Annotated in this window: 26 protein-coding genes and 1 tRNA gene; 18 read left to right on the top strand and 9 right to left on the bottom strand. The window is 36.4% G+C overall.

Annotation, left to right across the window (positions count from 1 at the left end; translation table 11 throughout):
- Positions 1-85: 85 nt before the first annotated feature.
- Positions 86-1,225 carry a DNA polymerase III subunit beta gene (dnaN, locus tag N0K73_RS01305; protein ID WP_112249499.1) on the bottom strand — a complete coding sequence of 380 codons (1,140 nt, stop codon included), beginning with the start codon at positions 1,223-1,225 and terminating at the stop codon, positions 86-88.
- A gap of 173 nt (positions 1,226-1,398) precedes the next feature.
- Positions 1,399-2,748 (bottom strand): chromosomal replication initiator protein DnaA, encoded by a 1,350-nt coding sequence (gene dnaA, locus N0K73_RS01300; protein ID WP_057974156.1) that lies wholly within the window; start codon positions 2,746-2,748, stop codon positions 1,399-1,401.
- Between the two features lie 508 nt (positions 2,749-3,256).
- Between dnaA and rpmH the strand changes: the two genes are divergently transcribed.
- The 4 genes from rpmH (at position 3,257) to N0K73_RS01280 (ending at position 4,939) form a co-directional block, all read left to right on the top strand.
- A complete protein-coding gene (gene rpmH, locus N0K73_RS01295; RefSeq protein ID WP_057974157.1) occupies positions 3,257-3,391 on the top strand; it encodes a 50S ribosomal protein L34 in 135 nt (44 codons plus the stop codon).
- A gap of 65 nt (positions 3,392-3,456) precedes the next feature.
- Entirely contained in the window at positions 3,457-3,795 is a 339-nt protein-coding gene (rnpA, locus tag N0K73_RS01290; protein ID WP_057974158.1) for a ribonuclease P protein component, read from the top strand.
- A 22-nt stretch (positions 3,796-3,817) separates the two neighbouring features.
- Complete coding sequence (yidC, locus tag N0K73_RS01285; protein WP_057974159.1) at positions 3,818-4,657, top strand: membrane protein insertase YidC; 840 nt, start codon at positions 3,818-3,820, stop codon at positions 4,655-4,657.
- Positions 4,658-4,741: 84 nt separating this feature from the next.
- Positions 4,742-4,939, top strand: coding sequence for a PspC domain-containing protein (locus tag N0K73_RS01280; protein WP_225416502.1), 198 nt, complete (start codon positions 4,742-4,744; stop codon positions 4,937-4,939).
- Between the two features lie 54 nt (positions 4,940-4,993).
- Here N0K73_RS01280 and N0K73_RS01275 read toward each other — a convergent pair whose 3' ends face one another.
- The gene (locus N0K73_RS01275; RefSeq protein ID WP_057974161.1) at positions 4,994-5,848 is read right to left on the bottom strand and encodes an aldo/keto reductase; all 855 of its coding nucleotides are present in this window, start codon (positions 5,846-5,848) and stop codon (positions 4,994-4,996) included.
- Between the two features lie 172 nt (positions 5,849-6,020).
- On the opposite strand from N0K73_RS01275, the gene jag reads away from it, so the two are divergent.
- The 4 genes from jag to mnmG all read left to right on the top strand — a co-directional run bounded on the left by jag (position 6,021) and on the right by mnmG (position 10,748).
- Positions 6,021-6,752, top strand: a complete 732-nt coding sequence (gene jag, locus N0K73_RS01270) for an RNA-binding cell elongation regulator Jag/EloR (protein WP_112251068.1) — start codon at positions 6,021-6,023, stop codon at positions 6,750-6,752.
- A gap of 25 nt (positions 6,753-6,777) precedes the next feature.
- Positions 6,778-7,230, top strand: coding sequence for a MarR family winged helix-turn-helix transcriptional regulator (locus N0K73_RS01265; protein WP_057974163.1), 453 nt, complete (start codon positions 6,778-6,780; stop codon positions 7,228-7,230).
- A gap of 194 nt (positions 7,231-7,424) precedes the next feature.
- Complete coding sequence (gene mnmE / locus N0K73_RS01260; protein WP_057974164.1) at positions 7,425-8,813, top strand: tRNA uridine-5-carboxymethylaminomethyl(34) synthesis GTPase MnmE; 1,389 nt, start codon at positions 7,425-7,427, stop codon at positions 8,811-8,813.
- A 24-nt stretch (positions 8,814-8,837) separates the two neighbouring features.
- A complete protein-coding gene (gene mnmG, locus N0K73_RS01255; RefSeq protein ID WP_112251066.1) occupies positions 8,838-10,748 on the top strand; it encodes a tRNA uridine-5-carboxymethylaminomethyl(34) synthesis enzyme MnmG in 1,911 nt (636 codons plus the stop codon).
- Between the two features lie 89 nt (positions 10,749-10,837).
- Here mnmG and N0K73_RS01250 read toward each other — a convergent pair whose 3' ends face one another.
- Both N0K73_RS01250 and N0K73_RS01245 read right to left on the bottom strand, forming a co-directional pair.
- Positions 10,838-11,734 (bottom strand): zinc ribbon domain-containing protein, encoded by an 897-nt coding sequence (locus N0K73_RS01250; RefSeq protein WP_112251064.1) that lies wholly within the window; start codon positions 11,732-11,734, stop codon positions 10,838-10,840.
- 18 nt (positions 11,735-11,752) lie between these two features.
- Complete coding sequence (locus N0K73_RS01245) at positions 11,753-13,306, bottom strand: zinc ribbon domain-containing protein (RefSeq protein ID WP_112251062.1); 1,554 nt, start codon at positions 13,304-13,306, stop codon at positions 11,753-11,755.
- Positions 13,307-13,569: 263 nt separating this feature from the next.
- Here N0K73_RS01245 and N0K73_RS01240 point away from each other — a divergent pair, with 263 nt between their 5' ends.
- Positions 13,570-13,881, top strand: a complete 312-nt coding sequence (locus N0K73_RS01240; protein ID WP_112251060.1) for a helix-turn-helix domain-containing protein — start codon at positions 13,570-13,572, stop codon at positions 13,879-13,881.
- On the opposite strand, the gene N0K73_RS01235 is transcribed toward N0K73_RS01240, so the two are convergent.
- Both N0K73_RS01235 and N0K73_RS01230 read right to left on the bottom strand, forming a co-directional pair.
- The gene (locus tag N0K73_RS01235; protein ID WP_112251058.1) at positions 13,876-14,097 is read right to left on the bottom strand and encodes a hypothetical protein; all 222 of its coding nucleotides are present in this window, start codon (positions 14,095-14,097) and stop codon (positions 13,876-13,878) included. The genes N0K73_RS01240 and N0K73_RS01235 overlap by 6 nt on opposite strands.
- Positions 14,098-14,306: 209 nt before the next feature.
- Entirely contained in the window at positions 14,307-15,317 is a 1,011-nt protein-coding gene (locus N0K73_RS01230) for a YdcF family protein (protein ID WP_112251056.1), read from the bottom strand.
- 339 nt (positions 15,318-15,656) lie between these two features.
- Between N0K73_RS01230 and N0K73_RS01225 the strand changes: the two genes are divergently transcribed.
- From N0K73_RS01225 to N0K73_RS01195, 7 genes are all read left to right on the top strand, one after another.
- A complete protein-coding gene (locus N0K73_RS01225; RefSeq protein WP_112251054.1) occupies positions 15,657-18,593 on the top strand; it encodes a lectin-like domain-containing protein in 2,937 nt (978 codons plus the stop codon).
- A 13-nt stretch (positions 18,594-18,606) separates the two neighbouring features.
- Entirely contained in the window at positions 18,607-19,650 is a 1,044-nt protein-coding gene (locus N0K73_RS01220) for a WxLIP family cell surface protein (protein WP_284068596.1), read from the top strand.
- Positions 19,650-20,705, top strand: a complete 1,056-nt coding sequence (locus N0K73_RS01215) for a WxL protein host-binding domain-containing protein (protein ID WP_284068595.1) — start codon at positions 19,650-19,652, stop codon at positions 20,703-20,705. Before N0K73_RS01220 ends, N0K73_RS01215 begins: the two co-directional genes overlap by 1 nt.
- Positions 20,689-20,841 (top strand): hypothetical protein, encoded by a 153-nt coding sequence (locus tag N0K73_RS01210; RefSeq protein ID WP_157051989.1) that lies wholly within the window; start codon positions 20,689-20,691, stop codon positions 20,839-20,841. The genes N0K73_RS01215 and N0K73_RS01210 overlap by 17 nt, the downstream gene beginning before the upstream one ends.
- A 167-nt stretch (positions 20,842-21,008) precedes the next feature.
- Complete coding sequence (locus N0K73_RS01205) at positions 21,009-21,929, top strand: WxL domain-containing protein (RefSeq protein ID WP_112251048.1); 921 nt, start codon at positions 21,009-21,011, stop codon at positions 21,927-21,929.
- A 176-nt stretch (positions 21,930-22,105) separates the two neighbouring features.
- Positions 22,106-22,705, top strand: a complete 600-nt coding sequence (locus tag N0K73_RS01200) for a cadmium resistance transporter (protein ID WP_112251046.1) — start codon at positions 22,106-22,108, stop codon at positions 22,703-22,705.
- 7 nt (positions 22,706-22,712) lie between these two features.
- Positions 22,713-23,048, top strand: coding sequence for an ArsR/SmtB family transcription factor (locus tag N0K73_RS01195; protein ID WP_347710337.1), 336 nt, complete (start codon positions 22,713-22,715; stop codon positions 23,046-23,048).
- A 67-nt stretch (positions 23,049-23,115) separates the two neighbouring features.
- Here N0K73_RS01195 and N0K73_RS01190 read toward each other — a convergent pair.
- Positions 23,116-23,188: transfer RNA gene (locus N0K73_RS01190), tRNA-Ala, on the bottom strand.
- Positions 23,189-23,457: 269 nt separating this feature from the next.
- On the opposite strand from N0K73_RS01190, the gene N0K73_RS01185 reads away from it, so the two are divergent.
- Both N0K73_RS01185 and N0K73_RS01180 read left to right on the top strand, forming a co-directional pair.
- A complete protein-coding gene (locus tag N0K73_RS01185; RefSeq protein ID WP_112251042.1) occupies positions 23,458-24,135 on the top strand; it encodes a VIT1/CCC1 transporter family protein in 678 nt (225 codons plus the stop codon).
- Between the two features lie 12 nt (positions 24,136-24,147).
- Positions 24,148-24,831 (top strand): VIT1/CCC1 transporter family protein, encoded by a 684-nt coding sequence (locus N0K73_RS01180; RefSeq protein ID WP_112251040.1) that lies wholly within the window; start codon positions 24,148-24,150, stop codon positions 24,829-24,831.
- An 84-nt stretch (positions 24,832-24,915) separates the two neighbouring features.
- Here the strand turns inward: N0K73_RS01180 and N0K73_RS01175 are convergent, their stop codons facing one another.
- Positions 24,916-26,316, bottom strand: a complete 1,401-nt coding sequence (locus N0K73_RS01175) for a C40 family peptidase (protein ID WP_284068594.1) — start codon at positions 26,314-26,316, stop codon at positions 24,916-24,918.
- Between the last annotated feature and the right edge of the window lie 192 nt (positions 26,317-26,508).

Raw genomic sequence — 26,508 nt, 5'->3', positions numbered from 1 at the left:
TAATTGATAAAAAATAGAGTGAAAAATCGTTAATTAAAACGACTTTTCACTCTATTTTCATAAATTACCGCTATCTAATGGACAATTAGAATGTACGAACGGGTGTAATTAATTGAATAAATTGTGTTGTATCTTCAGTTGGTACCAAAGTAAAAGGTCTCAATGGTTGTGTAAAGGCAACTTTAATTTCAGTTTGGCCAAATGAACGCAATGCATCTTTCATATAATCTGGATTAAATGAAATTTCAAGATCATTTCCTGATAAGTTACTGAATTCCAACGCTTCTTCAACATTACCAACATCAGGTGAATTACTATAAATAACAACTTTTTGTTCTGCGGCGTTAATCGCAAGTTTAACAACATTATTACGACTCTCATGTGATAACAATGAAGCACGTTCAATTGCTGATAACAGTTTTGGTGCACTAAATTCAATACCTGTAGCAGATTCATTAGGAATTAAACGACTTGTATCGGGATAATTACCTTCTAATAAACGCGAATAGAATGAAGTGTTACCAAGAATAAAGAGTACTTGGTTTTCCGAGATACGCATTTCAATATCTGGATTTGAATCATCAATCATTCGTGATAATTCAACCAATGACTTACCTGGAATAATGACATCATACTTAGCATCATTAGCGCCTTCTAATGTAATTTTACGTTGGCTTAATCGATGACTATCCGTTGCCACAGCCAAGAATTCACCATTTTCGATTACAAAATGGACACCCGTCAAAATAGGACGACTTTCTTGGTTTGAAACTGCGATAACGGTTTGGCTAATAATCTGTTTTAAAATTGAACCAGAGAAGATTAAATTATCATCCGTATCAATTTCTGGTAAATGAGGATAATTATTAGCATCTAGCCCATTAATATTAAAAGAAGCTGATCCTGAAGTGATTTCAGTTTGGTAACCGTCAGTTACAGTTAATGAAAATGTATCTTGTGGTAATTTTTTAACAATTTCACTGAAAAAACGAGCGGGTAAGACAATTTCGCCAGTTGATTCAATAGTTAAATTATTAGATTCATCTTCAACAGATAAAAAAGTTTCGATTGAAACATCGGCATCACTTCCTGTTAAAAGTAATCCAGAAGCAGTTAAAACGACTTTAATACCCGTTAATATAGGAATCGTCGTTTTTGAAGAAATGGCTCTTTGAACATCTGTTAATTGTTTAATAAAAGCTGATCGATTAATTGTAAATTCCATAGTGAAACCTCCGGTGAGTTTAGTTATTAATTAAGTAATAAAAGAATAGAAGCAGTAGTAGGGCCTGTTAATCATGTTAAGAAATAGGTTGGGACCGTATGAATAAAAGCATCCACATGTGGATAACCTGTGAGTAAATAAACTGTTTTATCCACAGTCATCCACAAACTAGATTAGTTAAGTTCACTCTTAAGATCCGAAATTTGACGTTGTAATTTGTCATCTGTTTCCAACATTACGGCAATTTTTTCGTGAGCATGGATAACGGTCGTGTGGTCCTTACCACCAAATTCAGATCCAATTTTTGGTAAAGAATTTTCAGTTAGTTCACGGCTTAAATACATGGCAATCTGGCGAGGCATAACAATCGCTTTGACCCGTTTCTTACCTTTTAAGTCGCTTACGGTTACGTGGAAATATTTGGCAACGCGATCTTGAACGATGGCAATTGAAACCTCGTTTGACTTGTCCTTTAGACTCAAGTTTTTAAGGGCATCAGCGGCTAGGCTAGTTGTAATTTCTGAATTTGATAATGTTGCATAGGCTTGAACTCTTACAAGCGCGCCTTCAAGTTCACGAATATTTGAATCAATCTGACCGGCAATATAGCTTAAAGTATCATCCGGAATTTCAAGGTTCTCAGCATCAGATTTGTTTCTTAAAATAGCAATTCGAGTTTCTAAATCGGGCGGTGTGATATCAACCGAAAGTCCCCATTTAAAGCGAGAAATTAAACGTTTTTGTAGTTTCGGAATTTCGTTTGGTAAGCGATCGGATGACAAAACAATTTGTTTTTTATCATCATATAATGAATTAAACGTATGGAAAAATTCTTCTTGAGTTGATTCTTTATCGGCAAAAAATTGAATATCATCTACTAATAGAAGGTCAACACTGCGATATTCCTTACGGAAATCTTCCGGTGTATTATTTCGGAGTGAATTTATAAAACCGTTTGTGAAAGCTTCACTGGTAACATACTTCACTTTGGCATCAGGGTTATTTAGAAGCATTTGGTGACCAATAGCGTGCATCAAATGGGTCTTACCTAATCCAACGCCACCATAGAAAAATAGCGGATTATACAGACGGCCTGGTTCCTCGGAAACAACTAAAGCGGCGGCATGCGCCATCTGGTTGCCTTTACCAGTAACAAAAGTACTAAAGGTATAGCGGTCGTTTAACTTGGCGTCACGCATAAAGGTGGGAACGTTGTCGTTATTAGATTGCGCGGCATTTGCTAGAGACATTTTTGTTTGCGCGCTAGCAGTGATTTCACCCTTTATCTGTAAAACGGGATTAATTTCTTCGCCCGTTGTTTCATAAAGAAAAGCAACAACTTTTGGAGCTAAGTGTTGTATCCAATATGTTTTGTGCAGTTGGGAGGGTAGTTCGATAATAAGATCGTTATTGATAAATTGTTTTGGTTCAGCTGATGAAATCCAAGTTTCGTAACTAACGGGATTAAGTTGCGTTTTGAAATAATCTGTCAGCGAAGTCCATAAATTTTCGAGAGTAAGCACAAAAAGCCTCCTTGTTTAAATAAATCGTAACCTTAGTTTAGCATTTTAAGACAGAGTTTTCCACAGGTTTGAAAAATTGTGTAAAAAAGAATAACAGGGGTATTAATAAGTTTTCCACAGGGTGGGAGTAAAAGTGTAAGTTGGTGAAAAATGACAAGGTTATCCACAAATCAGGAGTGAATATAAGTGTTATGGTAAAAGCGTTTATGTTAGTTATTAACAATTTTTAGTTAAGGGTGTGTATAACTTGTTAACAGGGTGTTCATTGTGAAAAAGCCTGTGACCCGAACTGTGGAACGCAAGATGTGTTTCACAAGTCATCCACAGCAAAAAAATAATCATCTTAAAAATGTGGATAACTAATTTACAGTGAATTTTAATAAATTTCTTTCATAGAAGAAAGAAGTATGGTATTATATTCCGGTAAGTGAAATTGACATCACTGGTGTCTTATTTTATAAGATACCGATTAGTTGAAACATTAAGTATTTAAGGAGGTGCCTAAATTATGAAAAGAACATACCAACCTAAAAAACGTCACCGTGAACGCGTACATGGTTTCCGTAAACGCATGAGCACAAAAGGCGGACGTAACGTCTTAGCACGTAGACGCCGTAAAGGTAGAAAAGTATTGTCTGCATAGACCACTGATTTCAGTGGTTTTTTTTATTACAAAGATACGAGTACCTATTTAACTGGAGATATCACATGAGAAAATCATATCGCGTTAAAAAAGAAGCAGAGTTTCAAACCGTCTTTAAAAAGGGTCAGTCTTGTGCAAACCGAAAATATGTTATTTATATGATGGAAAAACCAGGACAGGTTCATTTTAGGGTCGGTATTTCAGTTGGAAAACGTATTGGGAATGCGGTTGCCCGTAATTGGGTTAAGCGTCGTATTCGTCAATCGCTATTAGAATTGAAACCAGATCTTAAACAAGATTGTGATTTCTTAGTGATTGCTAGACCATCAGTTGCCTGGTTATCGCAAGAAGAATCAAAAAAGCAATTAACACACGTCTTGAAAATAGCCAAAATTTTAGACTAATAAAGTGAGCGAGGGTATTCTTGTGAAAAAGAAGAGTAAGCGATTTTTAGTCCTATTCAGTATGTTAGGGTTAATGTTAGTCCTAGCGGGATGTAGCACAACACCAATAACGGAAAATAGTACAGGTATCTGGGATGGCGGGATTATTCTTAGTTTCTCTAGAGCAATTATCTTCCTATCAAACTTATTCGGTGGGAACTATGGTGTTGGTATTATTGTCTTTACCATAATCATTAGAGTTATTTTATTACCATTAATGATTTATCAAACAAAAAGTATGCGTAAAACGGCTGAAGTACAACCTCAATTAAAGGCACTTCAAGCTAAGCATTCTGGTAAAGACGCTGCCACAGTTCAGAAATTACGTGAAGAACAACAAAAATTGTACGCAGAAGCAGGTATTAATCCAATTGCTGGATGTTTACCATTGTTGGTACAAATGCCAATCTTGTTGGCTCTTTATCAAGCTATCTTAAGAACCAATGTTTTGAAAACTGGTGAATTTTTGTGGTTACAACTTGGAGACAAGGATCCATACTTCATCTTACCTATCTTGGCCGCAATCTTAACTTACTTTGTTTCTAAATTGGGCGTTATGGCGCAACCAGAGGCAAATTCAATGTCAACAATCATGGTTTATGGAACACCTATCATGATTCTTGTTACGGCTATTAATTTACCATCTGCTTTATCATTATACTGGGTTATCACTAACGCATTCTCAGTTGGACAGACATTATTAATCAATAATCCGTTCAAGATTACTCGTGAACGTGAAGAAAAAGTTCGTCTTGAAAAAGAAAAAGCGCAAGCTATTCAAAAAGCTAAAAAGAAAGCCTATAAGGGCCGTAATAAAAAATAGTAAGATGGGGCCAATTCCGTTTAGTGGAATTGGCTTTTTATTTTGGCTATAATTAAGGAAAGAAGTAGGAAGGGGATGTTAAAGATGAAAAAATTAACAAAATCTAACAATAAGGTTATTGCTGGGGTTGTCGGTGGAATTGCCGAATACTTTAACTGGGATCCTACGTTGACAAGAATAGGTTATATTATTTTAAGCGTCATGAGTGTCGCGTTTCCTGGTATTATTGTGTACATTCTTTGCGCCATAATTATGCCTGAAGCACCTTCAAAATATAGATAAATAAAAATGCGCAACCAGAATTTCTGGTTGCGCATTTGTTTCACGTGAAACAATTTAGAAAGTTGCTGTATCTGGATCTTGCGCATAACCAACGACGCCTTCAAGCGCGTTAATCTTTGCCATATCTTCATCTGATAATTCGAAATCGAATAAATGAGTATTTTCTTCAATTCGATCAGCATGGACAGACTTTGGAAGTGGTAAGAAACCATTTTGTAATGACCAACGTAAGGTAACTTGTGCCACACTACGACCAATACGTTCGGCAATTTCAACCATTGTTGGTTCTGCAAAGATAGCGCCTGTTCCTAATGGGCTATATGCTTCTAGTTGAATGTTGTGGTCATGAGCATAATCAATTGTTTCTTTATTTGTGTCTCCGGGAGCCAAACGAATTTGGTTGACCATTGGCATAATTGTTTGTGTCTCTTCTAAAACTTTAAAATGACGAGGGCGGAAGTTAGAAACGCCGATTGCTTTGATTTTGCCCTCATTATAAAGGTCTTCAAATGCACGCCATGTTTCTTGAAGGTGACTTTCCCAATTATCTTCACGGTAAGCAGCAGGATTTGGCCAATGAATCAAGAATAAATCAAGATAATCAACGCCTAAATCTTTTAACGTTTGCGCAAAGGCAGCCTGTGCTTGATCATAAGTATGTTCTGTATTAGCTAACTTACTTGTTAAGAAGATGTCTTCACGAGCCACACCACTTTCAGCAATTCCTTCACCAACACTGCTTTCATTATGGTACATTTCGGCAGTATCTAAATGTCTGTAGCCAGCAGCCAAGGCTGATTTTACGGATGCTTTAGCGACATCGCCGCTAGGTGTTTGCCATGTCCCAAAACCAACAACTGGGATTTGAACGCCATTTGATAATTCATATGTATCTGTTAATTTATTCATAGAATTGAACCTCCAATTATTTTTACTTACTTTATGTATCCATTATAGCCCGGGTCCTATAGACCTTGTCAAATGAAAGACCTTTTCAAAAAAATCGTTCTGAAAAAGGGTTTAGGTGAAGGCTCATTTAGTGCTATAATACAATGATGATAACTATACTTGGAGGATGAACATGCCCATATTTACTGGAAAAAATGTTGATCAGGCTGTAACTAACGGTTTGGCTACATTAAAGCTTGAAAAATCGCAGGTTGAGATTAAAATAATCAATGAAGGTAAGTCTGGATTTTTATTTTTTGGTCGTCAAAAAGCGGAAGTTGAATTAATTGAAAAAATAGTAACAAAAAAATCAACAAGTAAAAAAACCGTTGATGAGAAAAAAGAAGAAAATGTTGTGTCAAAACCGCTCACTGCAGAAGAAAAAGCTGCTAGAAGTCAGCTTAATGAAAAGGCAGTTCATGATGTTGGTTATTACTTAGCTGATATTACTGAATTAATGGGAATTGATACGGAAATTAACGTCCAATTTGAACGTCGTCAAGTTACGTATGACTTTAATACGAGTAAACAAGGTTTATTAATTGGTAAACATGGTAAAAGTTTAAATGCACTACAGTACTTAGCACAGGTTAATATGAATCAAAAAGCTGTTAGTCGAATGAATGTCATATTAGACGTTGGTGGCTATCGTAAGCGCCGCGAGGAAACCATTGAACGCCTCGCAATTAAGGTTGCTAAAGACGTCATTAGAACAGGTGAAACAATTCAATTAGATCCAATGCCAGCGAATGAACGTAAACAAATTCATTTCTATCTGGCACGGAATAGTCGTATTAAAACAACGTCAATTGGAACTGAACCTAAACGTTCAGTTGTGGTTGCGCCAAAGAAGAAAACACATTAGTCAATAATGGAAGGAAGTCCCCCACATGACCTTAAATCATAATCCTAACAAGTTAGAAGATGAACTTTGTTTTTCAATTTACACGGCACAAAAAGATTATAATAAGTTTTATACGGAATCACTGAAGGAATTCAGTTTGACGTATCCACAATATATTACTTTGCTCTCACTATGGGAAAAATCGCCAGTGATGGTGAAAGAACTAGGCGCAAAGTTACACTTAGATAACGGAACCCTAACGCCTCTTTTAAAACGAATGGAAAAAGATGAGTGGGTTGAACGAACGAGAGATCCAGAAGATGAACGTCGCGTGAACGTGTCGTTAACTGAAAAAGCAAAGAAGAGTAAGACTAAGATTATTAAACAAATGTCTAATTGTTTTGCTTCATTTGATATGACTGAGGAAGAATATCTTGGTTACGTTAATGAATTAAAAATGATTACTAGTAAATTAGAAAATCGGGTTAATCGCGACTAGTTAAACAGACTTATTGACAAATGTCGGTAAAAAAAGTATATTATTGGCATTGAACTTAATATTAGATAAAGTAGTGAAGGTGCTTTATCCACGTCTTTTTTAAGGCGTGGAGTGGGCCCTTTTTTTGTTTGAAAAAATTTAGAAAATAAGGTTACCCGAATAATAATTCAAAATCGAAGGGAGTATTTAAAGACATGCCAGAACTAACAGAATTTGATACAATTGCCGCTATTTCAACGCCACCTGGTGAAGGTGCTATTTCGATTGTTCGATTAAGTGGGGAAGACGCTGTCCAAATTGCTAACAACGTGTTTAAAGGGAAAAATTTAGCGAATGTTGATAGTCATACCATTAATTATGGTCATATTTTAAATCCTAAAACGGATGAAGAAGTTGATGAAGTGATGGTTTCTGTTATGCTAGCGCCTAAAACATTTACCCGTGAAGATGTGATCGAAATTAACTGTCACGGTGGGATTGTGCCAACGAACCAAATTTTACAACTACTATTAAGTAATGGTGCTAGACTGGCTGAACCCGGAGAATTTACAAAACGAGCCTTCTTAAATGGTCGAATTGATTTATCTCAAGCTGAGGCCGTCATGGACTTAATCCGTGCTAAAACAGATCGCTCAATGAAAGTTGCTTTAAATCAATTAGACGGTAATTTATCACGTTTAATTCGTAATTTACGTAAAGATATCGTGGATGTTTTAGCATTAGTTGAAGTTAATATTGATTATCCAGAGTACGATGCTGGTGAAGAAATGACGACTAAATTATTACTCGAAAAAGCGCAAGATGTTAAGCAATATGTTCAAGAATTACTAAAAACTGCACAACAAGGTAAAGTGTTAAGAGAAGGATTAGCTACGGCCATTATCGGGCGTCCTAATGTGGGTAAATCAAGTCTTTTGAATCACCTATTACACGAGGATAAAGCCATTGTAACTGATGTCGCCGGAACAACGCGTGATGTCATTGAAGAATACGTTAATGTTATGGGCGTGCCTTTAAAGTTAGTGGATACAGCCGGTATTCGTGACACAGAGGATAAAGTTGAAAAAATTGGGGTTGAACGTTCTAAAGAAGCCATTGTTCAAGCTGATTTAGTCATGCTTGTCTTAAATAGTAACGAACCTTTATCTGCTGAAGATAAACAACTCATTAAATTAACGCAAAATGATAAACGAATCGTTATTTTGAATAAAACTGATTTACCTGAGAATTTAGATCGTAAAGAATTAGAGAGTATGGTTGATCCAGCTGAAATTATTTCAATTTCTGTCTTAAAACATGAGGGTATGAAGCAGCTTGAAGAAAAGATTGCTAACTTATTCTTTGGCGGTATTGAAAATAGTCAGACAACTGTTATGATTACAAATTCTCGTCATATTGGTTTGTTAAACCAAGCTGAAACGTCTTTAGATGATGTTATAACGGGAATTGCTGCAGGGATGCCAATCGATTTAGTTCAAATTGACATGACCAGAAGTTGGGAACTACTCGGTGAAGTCACCGGCGATAGTTACAAAGATGAATTACTCACGGAATTATTTAGTCAATTCTGTTTAGGCAAATAACGATTAACAAATAGGAGAATATAAATGGATTTTAAAACTTATAATGGTTCGGATTACGATGTCATTGTCGTTGGTGCTGGGCATGCCGGTTCAGAAGCTGCACTTGCTGCTGCGCGAATGGGTAACAAAACATTACTTATTACAATTAGCTTAGACATGGTCGCATTTATGCCATGTAACCCCTCAATTGGTGGTCCTGCTAAAGGAATTGTTGTCCGCGAAATTGATGCCTTAGGTGGCGAAATGGGACGTAATATTGATAAGACTTATGTCCAAATGCGGATGTTGAATACTGGTAAAGGCCCAGCTGTCAGAGCGCTACGGGCACAAGCTGATAAGCATCTTTATTCCAGTGAAATGAAACATACGATGGAAAAAGAAGAAAATCTAACGTTACGTCAAGGAACAGTCGATAGTTTAATTGTTGAAGATGGCGAATGCCGTGGTGTTGTGACAAATACTGGTGCTAAATACCGTTCTAAAAGTGTTGTTTTAACAGTTGGAACGGCCGCTCGAGGTAAAATTATTATTGGTGAATTAAGTTATTCATCGGGTCCTAATAATTCTCAACCCGCTATTAAATTATCTGAAAATCTTGAAGCACTTGGTTTTGATTTAGAACGTTTCAAAACAGGAACACCACCCCGTGTTGATGGTAATACCATTGACTACAGTGTAACTGATGAACAACCTGGTGATATTGAACCTAATCATTTTAGCTTTGAAACACCTGATGAAGACTATATTGATGTTAAGAACCAACTCTCTTGTTGGTTAACTTACACTAACTTGAAAACGCATGAAATTATTAATGCTAATCTTGATCGAGCACCAATGTTCTCAGGAATTATTAAAGGTGTGGGTCCACGTTACTGTCCATCAATTGAAGATAAGATTGTGCGTTTCTCGGATAAACCTCGTCACCAACTCTTTTTGGAACCAGAAGGTCGTTCAACAGACGAATTCTACGTTCAGGGGCTTTCTACATCAATGCCGGAAGAAGTTCAGCAAGAGATTATTCATTCAATTAAGGGCTTAGAAAACGCCGAATTGATGCGTCCTGGATATGCAATTGAATATGACGTTGTGGCACCTTACCAATTACGCCCAACACTTGAAACAAAATTAGTGAAGAACTTATATACTGCTGGTCAAACTAACGGAACTTCTGGATATGAAGAAGCTGCTGGACAAGGTATAATAGCAGGAATTAATGCTGGATTACGTGCTCTTGGTCGCGAAGACTTTACGTTGAACCGTAGTGATGCTTATATTGGCGTTATGATTGATGATTTAGTAACAAAGGGAACAAATGAACCTTATCGTTTATTAACGTCTCGTGCTGAATATCGCTTAATTTTACGTCATGATAATGCCGACTTGCGTTTAACTGAAAAAGGGTATGATATTGGGTTGATTTCTGAAGACCGTTTGGCTATTTTTGAAGCTAAAAAAGCAGAAATAGAAGCAGAAAAAGCTCGATTACAAACATTTCGTATTAAACCAACCGATGATGTGAATGCTTTCTTAGCAGAACATGAAAGTGCTGCTTTGAAAGATGGTGTGTTGGCTAACGAATTCTTACGTCGTCCTGAAGTAACTTATGCGGACGTTGCGAAATTTATGCCAGGTCCTGATCATGAATTAGATCATCGAATTATTGAACAGGTTGAAATTCAATTTAAATATGAAGGCTACATTAAAAAAGCACAAGAAAAAGTTGCGAAATTAAAACGTATGGAAGCTAAAAAGATTCCAACGAATATTGATTACGATTCAATTGAAGGGATTGCGACGGAAGCCCGTCAAAAATTCATCAAAATCCAACCGGAAACGTTGGCACAAGCTAGTCGTATTAGTGGTGTTAATCCCGCTGACTTATCAATTCTCGCTGTTTATATTGAACAGGGTAAAATCGCTAAGGTTAATAGTTAGCGTTACGGGGATGCAAAAAAGGTGTCAATTAAGTATATTTTTCATACTTAATTGACACCTTTTTATTTTATATTATGTGTATAATAATTTTACAGTCCAGCTGCATGCATGATTGAAGTAAGATTTGAAGCCAAGCTAACAGCAAATACGGTCATAATAATGAAGACCACAAATGCTAATAGAAGTTGACCAATTACGACACCGTAAAGGCGATCAATTTTGACAGGATTTGTATCAATCACAATTGCTAGGATGAACGCAACACTCATGATAAGTGCCATTAAGAAATAAATGAAAACTGCAGCACCTTTCATACCAGATAACATTAAAACCATGCTGACAACGGATAATCCAAGATTAACCATTAAGTAATGCGTAAAGCGATTTGTGAATGACATTAGTGTATCGGTTTTATCACCTAATACGACGTTTCTAACAAAGAAACCGATTAATACGTAAATGGCGAAGACGATTAACGTTAAGAAAAATAATTTTGCGTAAAGACCGCTCTCAAGCGTTGCTTGTCCGGCACTAACGGCATCACTACTGCTACCCGTCGTTGTTGATTCGCCAAAGGCACTAAGGAATGACTTCGTAGAATCTACGGCTGAAGTAACTGATCTTGCGACACTGTTCATTAATAATTTTACAAAAAGGTCATTGAATAGTGCGAATAAGATAATTGTGGCGAAACCAAAATATTTATGGCCATTTTCTAAAATAGTTGGGTGTTTTACAGCATTTAAGAAGTAAAACCAGTAGTCCTTTGCAAATGATTTAGCTTGTTCAACGTTTTCGTTTGGGTTCTTTGTTTCTTGCGGTTGTGCGTATTGTTGTTGGAACTTAGTTGGTTCTTGTTCACTTTGCGCTTTGGTTGGTTCTTGAACGGGTGTTTTTCCCGGTTCAGCTGGGAAGGCAAACCCGCAGTTCGTACAAAATTTGACGTTTTCTGGTTGTTGAGAACCACAGTTAGGACATGTTTTCATTGTTATTTCCTCCAAAGGTTAGTTGTCTTCGATTTTTTCGCTAATTTGTTTACCTGGTGAAATTGAATCAATTAAGAAATCATCGTTGTTAGAATAATTAGTTTTAGCAGTAAATTCGAAAACTTGTGTCTTAGTTGAGCTCTTATCGTTATCATCAGTAATGTAGAAAGTATAAGTAACATCGTAAGTCACGTTAAATTTATTTTTAGCAGTAGGCGTTACCGCTTTTACTTTAGCTTCATAATCGACGCTTGTAAGTAAGTGATTATCATGGTATCCCTTAGCAATCTTGACCCATTTTTTAGCATCTTCATTACTTTTACCATCAACGAAGAAGCTATCAATTGAACCGTAACTTTCATCTGAATACTCATCAGAATCGTCACCCTCTGAAGTATAATTATCGATATGGGTAAATAATTTGTCCATATAGCTCTGGGCATCATCCGTCGATAACATATCTGGAAAGGCAATAGTGAATAGATTACTATCAGAATTATCCTGAGAACCATTTTCGTCAGTGTTATCTAAAGTCACATTATTATCGTCATCATTACCTGAAATTTGGTATTTACTTGTAACAAGCGTGTTGTCGCCAACCTTTTCTTTAAGTTGTAAAAGGTTATTCCCAGAAGAAGCAATGGGGCCAATTGTGGCAGATCCAGAATCACTGGTTGTACCGACCTTTTTTGAGTTAACAAAAATATCGGCGTTTGCAATACTTTTAATTCTAAAAGTAATTGTGCTTAAATCTAGGTTCACTTTAGAAGCTGAACCACCGATAAATTGGGTCGATTTATTAGTTAATTTGGTACCATCAATGGAGCCAACAGATTCTAGTGTATAGTTTCCGGGAACTAATCCTGAGATTGTTTTGTTGTAGTCATCGGAAGTTGCTGTGGCAACTTTTTTCCCGTTTAACTTAATGTCGGCACCGGAACTATTCGTTGATAGTTTAACGGAAGCAGTTGAAAAGTCGGCCGTATATTTAGGGAATAGCAACCAATGTTTACCATTTTCTTTTAAACGGAAATAGGTTGAAGTATCCTTATTATCTGCTAGACCAGTTTTAAAGTATTTAAGTGCGCTCGCACTGTGCCAAGCATCGGATGCTGGTTTCATGTTTGAATCAGTAACTTTGAATGACGTATCTGACGTCGAAAAATAGCTCTCCATATTTTTATTATCTTTAAGAGAATCTGTAATACGATTAATTTGATTGTCTTTTGAGTAATATTTAGTACCAACGTAGTAACCACCTACAATAGCAAGGACAAGAATACCAATTAAAATTCTGATAAATTTAGTCTTACCTGAAATTGGTTTTTTTGGAGCCGTTGTTCGTGTTTGTTCAACTGGCATTTCTTGTTGAACGGGCGCTTTACTTTGCGTCGGAGTGACAGATTGTGGTTGTTGCGGTGTAACAGGACTCACCCGTAAATCGAAGTTACAGTTAGGACAAAAATTAGCACCTTGTGGCACTTTAGACCCACAATTAGGGCAAAATTTTTGCGCTGATCCGCCGACTGTATCATCTAAAGGCGCATGATAGATATATTCTTTTTTGATCATTAGTTCCCCTTTTTAATTATTATTTGAAGCTATTTCGTAATACTGTGTTACTTATGTACCCCCGTAAGACACCCTCTTTAAACCAGATTTAATGGCTAAAATCAATAAATAGAATCTGAAACTTAATTGAAACTTAACTTATTTTACCAACGATACAAGTTATTGTATACATGTATTTTTAAAAAAAGAACAACTTGTAGTCTGTTTGATTGATTTTAAATCCTTTACCATAAAGAGATAACGTTTCTGCTTAGGAGTTTAATATGCTTAAGAAAATAGGAATTTTAATTCGTGCCAAACGAAAATTATTAAATATGACCATTGAGCAGTTGGCTGAAAAGTCAAAATCCTCTGTTAGTTTAATCTCCTTGATAGAACGAGGGAGATTAGACAATATTAAGATGAAAAAATTATCAGATATTGCTGAAGCTCTGAATATGACACTAGCCGATTTTTTTACTAATCAAAATTTAAAAGGTATTGCGACACTGGATTTAATTAACTATCTTGCTTCATTACCAGAAGACAAACGTGAAGCAACTGCTGAATTATTGCTCAAAGTTATTCGGTTATAATTGATTATCATTAATGATAGACCATGCTATTTCTTCAATAGTGTGGTCTTTTTTTTGTATTTGATAAGTTCCCGCTAAATCAATTTGCTTGGTAGGTAAGTCCAGAGTTAAAATATCAAAATTGTGAAAATCAATCCGATGATTACTCAAATCATAGATTAAAAATTTTAAATCCTGTAATACCTTCAAGTTATCGTGTAAATCTATCCCATTCATAAATAAAATCTCCCTTGTAAAAAATGATATAAAAAAAGCATTAGCTTTTATTAGCTAATGCTTAGATTACAACAAAATTATGTAATATATAAGACTGACGCTTGCAAAAAATTAATTTTAACGATAGTCAGCAATTTTGTCAACAAGACATATAACAGCTAGTGTTGTCAACAAGGTATTGATGAGGGGTGACCTAAATGTTGATAGATCTAATTTAAAAGCTGTTGGGCAATAGAAACTAGGAGAAGAAGTAAAATAACAACAAGGTGTCGGGTCTTGTTAAGCATCAATATGGCAATAAATTCACGTAAAAAAGCGTTGGGTAAAAAATACCAAGCTGTTTTACCGCCGATACCTTGAGCGTTGACACCAACCATCCGTGCGAACAGTCCTGCGCGGAATATATGATAGTTATTGGAACTGAATAAAATATTAGTCCCTCCGTTATCAAGATCAATTATTTTTTTTGAAAAGAGCATGTTCTCAAAAGTAGTTGTCGATTTATCTTCTAATAATGTAGATGCTTCGGGATATCCATTTTCAACCGCCCATTTTTGCATTGCGAGTGCCTCTGAAGTGGCTTCATCATGACCTTGTCCACCTGAAAAAACAAGGATTGGCCGTTTCCCGCCTAATGAAACTTGTTTATCCGCAAATTTGATCGCGCGTTGGATTCGATTGGAAAGCAATCTACTAACCTTATGACCACTAAGTAACCCCGCACCTAAAACAATAATATAATTTTGATCATATTTAGGACGACGAAGGTTATATAAGACACTGGCGGATAAAAAATTTAAAAAGGCTAGCATAAAATAAATACCAAGCCATGAAGCGAAAGCAAATGGAATTTGAACATACCAAGGCCATGTGGGAACTAAGGATTTTGTAAACCATTGAACAATAAGTACAATAGCGAGTATTAAGCCTAACATATTGGCTAATGAGTGACTTTCCCGTTTAAAGACCATGCGTGCATTAATTAAAAGAAAAGGGATGGTACTAATGGATATTAAGAACACGCCCAATACGCCAACAGTGATCACAATAAGTGCCACTGTTTCTATAAAACTATTAGAGATACCGGCAAGAAATCCCATTAAAGAGATGAGAAACGCGTTGAATAAAAATCCATTGAGTAATCGACGTGGTTCGATATGAAAACTAACGTACCAAGATAATAGTATTAAAAATGGTAATAACAGAATTAAATAGCTCATAAATTACCCTCCAAATGAAAGAATATCTCAAGTTTAGCACATTATTTAGGGGTAAAGAACTGGAACGTTCTCTTAGTATGGGATAAAGATAAATTATTTTAGTATTTTGAAGATTACCGTATTTATCAAGTATATATGGGCTTTAAGCAATTAATACAGGTGCTTAATCCTTCTAAAAATGGTAAAAAAATATAGTTCGATTATACTATTAATAAGCAATTTAAATCGTGCGCGATTAAGTTGGCTTTTTGTGTCTAACATGTTATTATGTTAGGGACATAAACAATCAGAATAGTTTAGATTAGGTGAAAATTCTTCGGGGGAAGGAAGCAACTTATTATGAAAAAGAAAATATTATTGTATGTAATTAGCGGACTTCTTCTGTTTTTCTTGGGTGGATTAAAAGCAGAAGCGGCAACGAGTACGTGGCCATCAAGCGTGCCGGCGCCACCGCCATCTGCATTGACAATTAGGGACGTTTTTGGAGTTGTCTCGGGAACTAACGCAGATACGAGTTCTAAGTACCCACAAACGGTTATTATAACCCCATATAAAAGGGATCAATTGGGTGGTATTTGGTCAAACAAACGAATTGATTTAAATAATAGTTTTTCTTATGGTATGTGGCTATGGTTAGGTGCTAAAAATGGCCTATACGATGTACCTGACGCGGCATCTGATGGAATAGCGTTCCTTTTGCAGAATGATGTTAAAAACAATCAGGCAATAGGAACCAATGGTGGTGGTATTGGGGCTTATTCATACGGAAATCAACAAAGTGGAAAAACCAATTATGTTAAGGATTCCTTGGCGATTGAGATGGATAGTTGGTGGAATAATATTGCTAACCTTCCGGCTGAACATTTTGATGAAGATATCCCATATGCGGCAAATTCAAATGGTCATACTGCATTTGTTCAACCGAAAGATCTTGGTAAAAATTCAAAACTAGGACATATTAAGTATTGGTACGAAAAAAATCCAACGACTGATAATAATAAGGATCCTAAATACATGTTAGCCAATAATCATTGGCGCTTATTCAACATCAACTGGGTTCCTAAGGTTACTTGGCAAAATGGAAAACGAATTCTAGGTGGCAAGTTATCATACACGTTTGGAAATAATTACGATCCTAAAACGGGGGCAGTAGATAATAGCACGATTATGCCAGGAGATATGTCGTTAGATATTCCGGATGTTAACACTTACTTTGGCGTTGACTCTTCAACATCTGATCCTTCAAATCAAAGCGTTTTATATGGCTTTACGGGATCAACAGGTGGGGCTAATAACTTCCAAGCTGCCAGCATGAATAAATTACCCCAAACAGCAAGTCCAGTTACGCTTAATTTTGTAATTGATGGAACGAATACAAAATTGATTGATCCAATTTCCTTAAATGGTGAGGCGGGCGAGACTTGGAATGGTGCCGATCGAAGACAAGAATGGATTCAGTACAATAAAGAATGGTATCAATATACTGGTAACTACACGGCTGATACCCCCGATTCAAAAGATAATGGAACTTTCTCGGCAACAACTGGCTACAATGTAACGTATAAATACAAAAAACAGACGCCGCCAGAGAATTATGCGCTTAAAAAAGCGGTTAAAAATGTTACCGCCAATGATGCAAACTGGGTGACGGATACGACCGGTAAAACGGGAGATAACATTAGTTATGAGTTAACGTATACCAATTTAACTAATATTTCTTCCGGTGACATCACGGATAAATTACCAAGTAATATCACGTATACCAAAGGTAGTTTACAAATGGCGAGCCCTGATAGTAATTGGGAATATAAAACGATTGACGATAGTATTTTTATTAGCAATCAAACGGTTAAATTTCCGTATGTTATCCCTGCCGGTGGCTCGTTTAAATTGAAATTAAATGGTGCAATCAATTCAGGCGTCTCTCCGGGAGACAAGATTATTAATAATGCAACGGCTGGTACGTCTAGTTCAAGCGTTAAGAGTAATGATGCGATAGTGACCATTAACAAGCTCCCCTACAAGGGAAGTATTGAAAAAGGCGTTCTTAATGAGACAAATAAAGAGACAAAATATCAGTCTAAAACAAGTGGACAGGTTGATGATTTAGTTAAATATCAAATTAAAGTGAAGCCGGATGCAAACTCGGCTGATAAATTAACAACTATTGATTTAAAAGATGTTGTTAGTGATCCGACAAGTGATTTAGACATTGATAATAATTCAATTTTAGTGACTTATGCGGATGGTTCAACTCAAAAAGAAAGTTCAATTGCTGATATCAAACTTAAAGATATGGTGAAGGGCGACAGTGCAACAATCACTTACTCAGGAACGGTTAAACGAACGACAGTTGGAGAAATTGAAAATAAAGCATCGGTGACTGCTAAAACAAGTGGGAATGAAACGTATTCTGATTCTAGTAAAGCAGATGTCGAAGTGACAGAGCCTCGTAATACTAATATGACGATTCGTTATGTTGATCTCGACGATAATCTAGCGAGTCCAACATATATTAGTACTGAAGTTAGTGCGGCGGGAAAACCTAAAGCAGCACTATCAACAGTTATTTCTGACAGGGTTGCGCCTAAAGTGTTGAATGATTACACGGTTATCTCAGTTACTAATGACACTGATTTAACAAAGGCCAACTGGTCAGATGCTTATAAAGATGATCCTTTATTCGATTATAAAGATAAGGTGATCACGTATGGGTATAAGAAGGCCATGATTTCGATTGATGCGCCTAAGTTGTGGGATTTCGGTACAAATGATCCGGCACAATCGGATACAACTTACTATCTAAAGACTGCCGAAAATAAACCACAGAAAATTTCTGTAGTAGATAACTACGGCGTTCAATCATGGCAATTAAAAGTTCAACAATCAACCGCGTTTATCAGTACTGATACAGATAAACATGAGTTAACTGATGCACAACTTAGAATTACTAACGGAAATGTAATTGCCAATAAAGACAATACCGCTAAAGGGAATATTAATTCGAAAGATAAATTTAATATTGATACTGGTAGTGAGATTGATCAATTGATGACCTTTACAAAGTTAGGAACTTATCAAGATAAAGACGAGAAAAAAGATCAAAGTAGTAAAGATAATCCATATACCAATCCTGGAAAAGGGGCTTGGGATTACCAATTTGGAGATGATAAAACGGCCAACTACAGTGTTGGGTTACATGTTCCAGCAACAACTAAGAGATACAAGACGCATTACCAGACAGAGTTAACATGGTCATTAACGGTTGCGCCGTAGGAGGAAATGAAAGATGAGTAAGAAACGACGATTGGGGCAATTTGGTCTTAGTTTGGGATTACTATTATTTGGATTTATGATGTTGAACCGGCCAGTACAGGCTGCTGCACAGACACAGAATGCAGATTTTGAAATTCAACCAGTGTTACCCAGCGAACAAGTGGATAATAGTTTACATTATTATGACGTTAACTATGAACCGGGAACAACCCATGTTATTAAAATGAAGGTTCAAAATTTTACGGATCACGAAATGACGCTTAAAAGTGATTTCCAAAATGGAATGACACAAGATGGCGGTGGTATGAAATTCCAACAATCTATTAAAAATTTGGATGTGAGTTTAAAAATTCCGTTCACAACTGTGGCAAGCATAAAAAAAGCGGATCAAACCATTAAATTAGGGCCAAAAGAGGCTACAACTATTTCGGCAACTATCAAAATGCCTAAACAAAAATTTGACGGCATGATTGCCGGCGGTTGGCATTTTATCGAGTATGTAAAAAGTACCGGGAATGCAAAACAATCGGTTTCTAGTAATTATGCTTACATGGTGAGCGTTAATATCAGGGGATCGAAATATGAGGTCTATCCAAAATTAGCCTATGATTCAACAAAACCAATGTTATTCAATAAGCATCCTGCTATGGGAATTAAACTTAGGAATACGGAACCAATGGTTTTGAAGAATGTTACCTTCCAAGCAGTACTCTATAGGGATGGACAGTACAGTAGTCGACGCGTGTTTAATAAAACACAATCAAGTATTGCGCCGAACTCATCAGTTACACTGCCTATTTCATGGCAATATGAGACGATGAAGCCGGGTAAATATCATGTAGAAGTTAAAGTGAATGGTCAAAATCTGTGGGATTTAAAGAAAATGAATTGGTCATTTAAAAAGACATTTAACGTTACGGGCAAAGAAGCTGATGATATCAATAGTGAAGCAATTAAAAGACCCATTAATTTCTGGTTCTATATTGCAGCAGCTAGTGGGGCAATGATGTTAGCAACGTTAGGTGGCGCAATCTTCGTTTTACGGATGACAGTCTAATGAGACGTAATCACTTTCAATTTCTAAAGGGCATTATGTTGGTTATGTTTAGCGTGATAACTGTTGGCAGATTGTCACAAGGAAGCGTCTCTGCTCAAAAAATCGTTAATGATGAGAGCAAGGCAACGTTTATGCTAATGCCGGAATTACCTAAGGATAACATTGGCGGGAATCATCTCGGTTATTTTAATCTTAAGTTAAGCGCGGATAAAACGCGTCAAATTAGGATTAAAGTCTATAATCCGACCGATAAGGTGTTGTCTATCACGAGTGAAGTGAAGGACGCAATGACAGACGATAACGGAGGAATTGACTACCTCGGACTGCATAAAATTGATCGTAGTTTATTGCCTGAGGTAGGAAACGACATCGTTAAGATGCCAAAGAATCTTAAACTTAAACCGAATGAAACAAAATGGGTAACTATTAAGATTAATCCAGGAAAGACCCTGTTTGCGGGTCAAAAGTTAATGGCCTTGAATCTTAGCTCAGCTGAAACAGATACTAAATCAAGTATTAATAACAAATTTGTGTACGCAATAGGTCTTGTGTTGAATGGGACCGATTTAAAGAAAAAAGAGTATAAAACAATATTATCGGATGGTATTAAAACGCGAATTATTAAAGATCATAAAGCCGCAATCAGTATTAAACTTAAGAATCCAGATCCAAAGTTTCTAAGTAATGTTAAGGTGACTGCGAGTTTACAAAATGATAAGTGGCATATGATTCATTACGATAATGAACTTAAAAATATTAAAATTGCGCCAAATTCGAGTTTTTATGATGATCTTTTATTAAGCGAATTGCGCCTAGTTCCGGGTCTATACAAAATGACGTTAAATGTGAAGACTGATGAATATACAAAAACGATTCATAAGTACGTCAAAATTACGTCGTCAGATGCATCATATATTAATCGAAATAACTACGAATATTTAAAATTTAGAAATATTATTTTAGGTGTTTTGGGTGGTTTAATTTTAATAATAATTGTTACTTGGTTATTAATTAGAAGAAAACGAAAGAGGAGATTAAATGCGAAAATTAGTTAATCGTTTTGGAAAAAAATGGGTGATAACGAGTATGACGATCCTGATGATTGTGTTCTTAATTGTATTCGGGGTAAGTTTAACCTTGGGACTCATTACTTATCATAATTACGATGTCTACACAACGGTAACAATGTAAATCTACGGGATATGATTGCGCTGGTTGTACGCTTAATTAACAATCATAAGTAGTGGCGCTTATAGTAATTAACTATAAGGGTTTTGGAGCACCAACTTTAAAAATGGTTATAGGTTACATTATAACACCGCACAATTTGTGCAAAAAAAATATAGGGGGAATTTCTCATGAAATTCAATAAATTAACTGGTTCAGTTTTAGCAGGGGCAACTTTATTATCATTGCTTGCACCAGCAACAGTATCTGCTGCTACAGAAAATAACAACGCTGCAGCAAATGGGGGAACAGCATTACCACAAACAGATAATACTAAAGTTGGTATTTCTTTTGGTGATAATACACATAACTCAAACACTGGCTACCTACGTCTTCAAATGGTACCTCATATCTTAGATTTTGGTAACCATACGTTACTTGATGCTGCATATCCTACATTTACAGCTGATGGTATGAATGAAGGTAAGAAAGATAACACACGTTACCCTAACTACGAAAACGGTGATACAAATAAAACAGCCGTTTTGAATACTAAGGGTGATGCTGCTTTATCAAGCGTTGATGGTAAAGCTTGGGCAACTGTTGTCGATAAACAAATCACACGTACAGCTGCAGAAACAGATGCTAAAAATACAGCTGCTTCTGGTGACTGGACATTGAGCGTTAAATCAAACAACGAATTAACAGCTGTTGATTCTCAAGGTAATGCAATGCCAAATGATAGCATTTCAGATGCAACATTATCATTTAAAAACACTGCCTCAGCTCAAACACAAGATGTTTACGGTTTAACACAAGAAGGACAAGATAAAACTTGGACTGACGATGTTGCCGCATTAAAAGCAGCAAATCCAGCACTTGAAACACCTGCTGCCGTATCAACTGTTACACCAAATATTGGTTTAACTTTAGCTAAAACAGCTGGTACAGACGTTACTGTAGCAACAGCTAAAGCTGCTGAAGGACAAGGTGCTAACGTCTTTGGTTGGAATACTAATGATATTAAATTAACAATGCCTAAAACGGCTTCTGTTGATAATGCAGTATACCAAGCTGATTTAACATGGACATTGTCATCAACTGTTGCTTAATTTAATTAAGTAATAGTGACATTTTTTAATAATCATGTAAGAGATCATCCTACCGGGTGGTCTCTTTTTTGCTTTTATATGTTACTAAGCGGTGTACATTGATATGAACATATGATATATTATTCATATGAAAATAGTTTCACGTGAAAAATAGTTCATATATAGGAGATGTTACAATGGCCGCATTAATAGGATCTACTGTACTTGCATTTATTTCAACAAATATCGATTATTTGTTAATTTTAATTATTATTTTTGCGAAGTATAAGAATAAACATGATGATAAACTAATATTCATAGGTGAGTTATTGGGCAGTGGGACACTGATAGGGGTAAGTCTGATCGTCGCATTCTGGTTAAAGATGATTCCGGAAGAATGGATTTTAGGATTTTTAGGAATCATTCCAATTGTCATGGGAATAAAAATGTATTTTGGTGACGAAGATGAAGGCAATGAAGTTCGTGAAAAATTGGGAAAACCACAGCGTAGTATCGTATTAAGTGTTATTATGATTACTATTGCAACTTGTGGTCCTGATAATCTTGCCATCTATGTACCCTTTTTCACAACGTTAAACGCTGGCGATATACCAATCGTGTTGGGATTATTCTTTATATTCTTGTGCATGATTACTTGGTTAAGTAAAATGATTACTAATTTGCCAAAAATCCAAGTATTTTTTGAAAGATTTGGCGATTTAATTACGTTACTTGTTTATGTCTTCTTGGGGATCTATATCTTACTAGAGAGCGGGACCATTCAACACTTTATTTAGGAGGAAAATGATGCAACCGTATAAAGAAATTCCGGCGGATGAACTCGATGAATCAATCATGCTAACTAAAGTATTGAATAATCGAATCAGATTACAATTAATCTACTTACTGGAACAACATGAATACAATGTGACTGAATTGTCTACAATATTGGATATTGAGCAAACAAACTTGTCGCATCAATTAAGTTTACTAAAAACGCATCAAATCATTAGCCAACGAAGAGAAGGTAAACTGATGTATTATCGAATTGATGATCCACACATCATAGAAACGATGACGGCGTTGTTACAACATGCTAAACATGTCGCTCATGGAAAAACTTGCGATGGTAAAATATGATAGAAAAAAATGACTAACTTCGTTTATTTGAAGTTAGTCATTTTTTTCTATATCAGTTGATGTTGAATGGACCCTAACGGATTTGAACCGTCGACCTTCTACTTGCGGAGCAGACGCTCTCCCAACTGAGCTAAGGGCCCGAATAGCTCTATAATACACTAAATATATGAAATTAAAAGTAAAAAATGATTTTTTAAGTGATTTTTTCTAAATAATAATAGTTCTCAATTAAACAGTGTGCGGTTAAATTCTTTTTTGAATAAATAATGTTGCCACAAAGGGATTACCAGGGGGTCAGAAAAGTATTGATTTTGATAGTTTTGACTGTGAATGAGAACGGACCTAAACTTAATGACTAGAGAGTATTTAACTTTTGATGGTTTGTAAAATGAATAAGGGGGATGTAACTATGCTACAGAAAATAACATTGGCGGAAAAAATTAACATACTGCGTGCGGGTGTGATGGGTGCTAATGATGGGATTATCTCAATTTCCGGGATTGTGCTCGGTGTTGCGGGTGCTGCCGTGAATAATTTTGGAATCTTCATTGCTGGAATTGCAGGAATGTTTGCGGGAATGTTCGCAATGGCTGCTGGGGAATACGTATCCGTGAATACGCAAAAAGATACGGAAAAAGCGGCAACAGACGTGCAGGCAAAAAATATAAAAACGCATTTTAATGATGAAAGAAATGACTTAGTGGCCTATTATCAAAAACAGGGTATTTCTGAGGATGTCGCTGTAGATATTGCAGATGAGCTGATGAGAAAAGATGCCGTTTTGGTAACGGTAAAAGAAAAATATGGGATTGATCCAGATCACTACACGAACCCATGGCATGCAGCAGTTGCTTCGATGTTATTATTCCCGGTTGGTGCCGCTTTACCTTTATTAGCGATAACGTTATTCCCTAAACAGATTAGAATTTCAATGACAATTATGGCGGTTATTTTTTCTTTGATATTGACGGGCTATGTCAGTGCAACGCTCGGGAACTCCAGTCGCAAATTAGCTATAATGCGCAATGTTATTTCTGGACTTTTAACGATGGCAATGACTTATTTTATTGGACACTTATTCGCGTAGAAGGAGAAAATAATGACAGATAGAAAGAAAATATCATTAGGCGCAGAGTTAAATATATTACGTGCTGGAGTATTGGGATCAAATGACGGAATTTTAACTGTTGCGGGCGTTGTCTTCGGAGTGGCGGCAGCAACGTCAAGTCCATTTGCTGTTTTCATCGCCGGAATATCAGATTTGTTGGCAGTCGCGTTTTCGATGGCATCCGGAGAATATGTTTCTGTTAGCACGCAAAAAGATACAGAAAAGGCGGCTGTCGAAACACAAAAGCGCAGATTAATTGAAGAACCCGAGGAAGAACGTCAAATGGTAATCGCTGCTTATTTGGAAAAAGGTGTCTCGAAATCTTTGGCAATTAAGGCAGCGGATAATATTATGGAAAATAATGCATTAGAAGGAACCGTCAAAGAAAGATATGGAATTGAAATTGGCGATTACGTAAATCCGTGGGATGCCGTTTTCTCATCAATGCTTGCGGCGTCGTTAGGTGGTGTGTTTCCATTGCTTTCGATGACCTTTTTACCCGAAAACATTAAAATGTGGGGAACAGTCGTAGTTGTCACCTTTGCGTTAGCGTTAACGGGCTTTATTAGCGCGTCATTAGGAAGTGCGAGAAAAGGACCAGCAATATTACGTAACGTTATAGCGGGGTTAGTAACGATGCTTGTAACGTATTATATTGGGTTACTATTTGCTTAAAATGTTTCATGTGAAACATCGATAATGATGGGATATAAAAAAAGCGTAAACCGTTAGGTTTACGCTTTTTCATTTATTTAAGAATTATTTGTTAACAGTACCAGCAAATGAAGCAGGGAAGTATGCTAATGTACCAACTTTAACATTTTGACCAGGTTCTGGAGCAGCGATGTATTGGCCACCACCTAAGTAGATACCAACATGGTATGTAGAACCTTGTGCTCCCCAGAATAATAAGTCTCCTGGTTGAGCAGCAGCAGTTGATTTCTTAGTAACATTTGATTCTTGTCCAATAGTATTACGGTTTAAGTTGATACCAACTTTAGCGAATACGTATTGCGTGAAGCCTGAGCAATCAAAACCTGAAGGAGTTGATCCGCCCCAAACATAAGGAGTACCTATGTATGCTTTAGCAACTGAGATAACTTTACTTGCTGAGTAGCTTGCTGTTTGTGTTGTAGAACTTTCAGCAGTATCAGTATTTGAAGTAGTAGCATCGTTATTACTTGTTGAAGCTGTGTTTGTGTTAGTAGTTGTGTTGTTAGTAGCAACATTTGTTGTTGAAGCAGTGTTTGAACTAGCAACAGTGTTGTTAGTAGAAGGTTTAGCTACTTCAGCAGCAGGAGCTGCAGCTGGTTTTTCGGTAACAACTTTTTCAGGAACAGCTTTTTTTGCAACTGAGCCAGTTAAGTTCAACGTTTGACCAGGATTGATCATTGAACCTGAAGTTAAACCGTTAGCATCAAGTAATGCTGAGATAGTAATACCATTTGCTTGAGCGATTGACCAGAATGAATCACCATTCTTAACTGTTACTGTTTTACCATCTGCAGAAACTGCTGATTCTGTTGCTTTAGGTGCTGTTTCAACAGGTTTAGCAGCAACTTCTGGTGTAGCTGTCTTAGCTGGAGCCGGAGTAACTGTTTCAGCAGGTTTAGCGGCAACTTCTGGTGTAGTTGTCTTAACTGGAGCTGGAGTAACTGTTTCGGCAGGTTTAGCAGTCGTAACGACTGCTTTTGATCCAGTTAATGTTAATTTTTGGCCAGGTAAGATAAGTGCTGAGTTGTCAGCAAATCCATTAGCTGAGCGAAGAGCTGCGATTGAGATGCCATTTGCCTGAGCAATTGACCATAATGAATCGCCACTTTTAACAGTAACTGATGTTTTGTTTGCTGAGTTATCAGCAGGAAGTGTAGCAACAACGCTTGTTTTAGCTGAACTTGTTTTTGTTGAGTTCGTGTCAGCATCGCTATCTTTTGTAGGGATGTTTAATGATTGGCCCATTGTAATAATATGAGAATTTGAGTCAATGTTGTTTAAAGTTTCGATTGTTTTGATTGAAACGCCATACTTTTGAGAAAATGCCCAAACGGTATCGTTTGTTTGAACTTTAACTGTTGCTGCATCAGCACTTGCATTAGATGCAAGAAGGAGGCCGGCGGTACCAACTGTACCGAGTAATAATGATTTAATTGTGTTATTCAAATTGAGTCACATCTACTTTCTTTTTTTATTGGTTTTATACTATAGTAACCATTGTAACTGGTTCGTGTTGCAGTTAAATGCGAAAACTATTACAATTCGGGGAAATACTGTAATAAACACTAACAAACGCTTACATACGCGTATTTTAAATGTTTTATGTAATTATAATGAATTTTGATTATTGATAAAACA

Source organism: Dellaglioa algida (assembly GCF_030127605.1).
Classification (GTDB): domain Bacteria; phylum Bacillota; class Bacilli; order Lactobacillales; family Lactobacillaceae; genus Dellaglioa; species Dellaglioa algida.
This window is presented reverse-complemented; position numbering and strand designations above follow the sequence as displayed.